At 62.4% G+C, this 3,043-nt stretch carries 4 protein-coding genes; 3 read left to right on the top strand and 1 reads right to left on the bottom strand.

Annotation, left to right across the window (positions count from 1 at the left end; genetic code table 11):
• The 3 genes from AB0M22_RS45445 to AB0M22_RS45455 all read left to right on the top strand — a co-directional run.
• A partial coding sequence (locus AB0M22_RS45445; RefSeq protein ID WP_364740241.1) for a hypothetical protein occupies positions 1-304 on the top strand: 304 nt, incomplete at its 5' end.
• Positions 301-453, top strand: coding sequence for a hypothetical protein (locus AB0M22_RS45450; protein ID WP_364740243.1), 153 nt, complete (start codon positions 301-303; stop codon positions 451-453). The genes AB0M22_RS45445 and AB0M22_RS45450, both read left to right, overlap by 4 nt.
• A gap of 161 nt (positions 454-614) precedes the next feature.
• Positions 615-1,307, top strand: coding sequence for a GntR family transcriptional regulator (locus tag AB0M22_RS45455; protein WP_364740246.1), 693 nt, complete (start codon positions 615-617; stop codon positions 1,305-1,307).
• A 54-nt stretch (positions 1,308-1,361) separates the two neighbouring features.
• Here AB0M22_RS45455 and AB0M22_RS45460 read toward each other — a convergent pair whose 3' ends face one another.
• Positions 1,362-2,195, bottom strand: a complete 834-nt coding sequence (locus AB0M22_RS45460) for a hypothetical protein (protein WP_364740249.1) — start codon at positions 2,193-2,195, stop codon at positions 1,362-1,364.
• Between the last annotated feature and the right edge of the window lie 848 nt (positions 2,196-3,043).

The raw sequence follows: 3,043 nt of genomic DNA on the forward strand, positions 1-3,043 counted from the left end.
TCGTACCGCATTCGCGTGGATAGACCTTGATGTCAGCCCCGCTCCGGAACGGGACCGCACCGAGGCGTGCCGGTTGGCGAAACGGTTGGGGTACGCCCTCGTTTGGCCGCCCGAAGTATCGCTAGTGCCGCTGGTTGATCAAGTGCGCGCCGCCGACGTAGACGCGGTGATCGTGCCATCGCTGGAGCGCATGGGCGTGGTCGTACTGCGCGCACTTATGGACATCGCCGATGTGGAAGCCATCGCCCCCCGCATGTCATTCGCGCGCTGGGCCACGGTGCCTCCAGTAGCGAGACTCGCATGAGTGGCTGGGCAGAGCTCGGCTTGTTGCTCGCGGCTCTCATGCTGTCGGTGATCGCCTACTGCGCTATCACGTACTGGCCGCAACGACCGCCGAAAGACGGATCCGCACAGGCGATTCGGCGGCGCAACGAAGAGGACCGTCCCGAGTGAGCTCCCAAAAGACGGCCGCACGGGGATGCCCGAACCGCGAAGCGTCAACGCCGGTAGACCCCTCTGACCTGGGCAAAGTCCGACTTGCGTATACGAAGTTAGGTATACTGGATGTGTTAGTCACTCCGTAGCTGACACACGGATCGAAGGGATTGTCTTCAATGGCGGAACCGGCCTACGTCTCGATTGCGGGCGAATACGCACGACGGATTCGCACCGGCGATCTACCCCCCGGCATGCAACTTCCGAGCTACGCCGAGATCGCCGCACGTAACAACGTCTCGGACATCGTCGTTCGAAAGGCCCTCGAGTTGCTTCAGAGCCAGGGCCTCGTTCGATCCGTTCGGCGGCGCGGCGTCTTCGTCTCCGACCGACCCAACCTCGTTCGGATATCGCCGGAACGCCAAATGGAGGATCCCGAAGTGACCTTCGGAAATGAGTCCGATAGCGACATTCAAATCAGTCGGACAACCACGAGGGTTCCCGCCACCGAAGAACTAGCAGAGGTATTCAGTCTCGCAGTCGGCCAAGAGGTTACGCATATCTTCACTCGCGCCAGCGACGATGGGAGACCGATCTCCGTGTCGGACACCTTTCAGCCAATCGACATCACCGACACATCCAGCGCAACCGTTCTCGAGGAGACCGTCTCAGATCGGCTCCCGGCACCGTCTCATGCCGCCTGGTTGCGGACAACCGCCGGTGATCTCGTAAAGACCGTTCGCCAGCGGTTCGTCACCACAGAAGGTCGGGTGATCATGATGTCCGACGTTTCCTACCCCCGAGACCGCTATGACGCATTTGTCTTTCGGATGGCGTTGAATCCGACAGCAGACACCAGCGTCGAAGCATAGAGCGAGCTCGTGTGCCGCCAACCTGACGCTGAGCATTGGTCAGGTTGGCGTGCATCAGCGCCGAACCCAGCCTTGTGCGCGGTCCGCTAGGTTCCACCACGAAACATACTGAGCGTCTTCAGATTTCAACTCCCAGTCGGCAAGCAGGGCGTCGAAGAACGCATCATCGCCGGTCTTCCCGCCCTTCGGCTCTCCGACGTAGATCACCCGCTCGCCACCTGCTGCCCCAAACGCCGCAAGCGCGTCTGATGCCATCGAGTTTCCCCAGCCGGGCGGCCAGCAGAGGAACAGCACCTCACTCGACCCGTCACTGGGCCGAGCAGCGAACTCATCGAGATCACCGACGCTATGCCACACGTCGGTTTGCCCCTCTGCCCGTCGAAACGAGACGTTCTCGATCCGGTCCGGTGGTTCCGAGTCGTACGCCCGGACATCTACGCCCGCATTCGCTAGCTGCGCCGCCCAATACCCCCGCCCAGCTCCAAGCTCGACTACCGAGCGGCCATCGCAAAACCGAGACATCCAGTCGATCGTCTCCGGCGACGGAATCGCGTATGCGCAGGCAGCCTGCAAGATCGTCTGAGCGAAGGCGAGTCGCGCACTACCGGTGGGGCGGCCACCGTTCACCACCCGCCGGTTGTCGTGTTCGAACACCGACGGAGCGACTATGTCCCAGTATGGATTCGAGCTGTCCGTTCCCCCGGTCATGTAGTGCACGAATCGCAGATCGAACGCCGCGTCCGCATGGTCGTTGCCGGTTCCCTGCAACATCGGTGCCGTGTCCAGGTACTCCGCTACCTGCGGATACTCGGCCCGAAGACGCTGTTCATCACCCAGCAACGCGGCCAGTTCATCACGACGGTCTGCCGTCAACGCAAGCTCAGCCATGTATCCGATTCTGACTGGACACAACCCGATTCGCGATCAGTTCAGCTGAATCGTCGGTCGGAACGCAGCCCATCCCGCCGTCCGGAGCCGCAGGCGATGCCTGATCAGGCTGCGTGAGTTTCGCCGTCCCAGGCTTCCGCGCGCGCCTCATGTACGACGGTTGTTGCCGAATTCCGCCATTGAGGATCAAGGAGCGCCTACGGCGGGCGCTACCGCGCCCGCCGCCGCGCTCGACGCGCACCGGTTCTGATGAGGCGTCGCACCGGCGCGTCGAGTTCGTCGGCGGGCACGGTTGCGCCCGCAAGGTCAGCTCCACGACACTCTTGGTCGCTTTGGGCATATCCGAGTAAGTGTGGGCACGACGAGAGCCGTTCCCGACCTACCTCCGCAGCCAGGATCGAAGCCGCGGAGCTCGTGACGGGGTGACTGGCTGTGGTGCCGATCATCGGAGTCAGCGAGGAATCGGCCGGCACTGTGTCGAGGTGGTTGCGCGTGGTTCCGTAGATCCCTGCCTCCTCATGGCCCAATTGTCTGACCTCACTCGGACGAGTCAAGGGAAACAGCGCCCTTGACACGACCTCCCTCCGCTCAGGGATCGCCAGTATGAGGACGCAGGGGGAAGAGAAGTCCCCAGACGTGCGAAAGCGGCGGATAGGCAATCTATCCGCCGCGAACACCAGGCCGTCTACAGGCCGTGAGAGGCCAGAAAGCACCCGGAACGGGTGAGAACTGCTGAGCACCCTTCGCCCTGCTCAACGGGTATTTCCGCGATGTTTCGCCTGGCCGCTAAAAACCGGCGGAGAGATCACCCAGATCTACGAGGGCACCAACCAGATCCAGCGTCTGGT

The organism is Nocardia sp. NPDC051756 (genome assembly GCF_040681495.1).
GTDB lineage: Bacteria > Actinomycetota > Actinomycetes > Mycobacteriales > Mycobacteriaceae > Nocardia.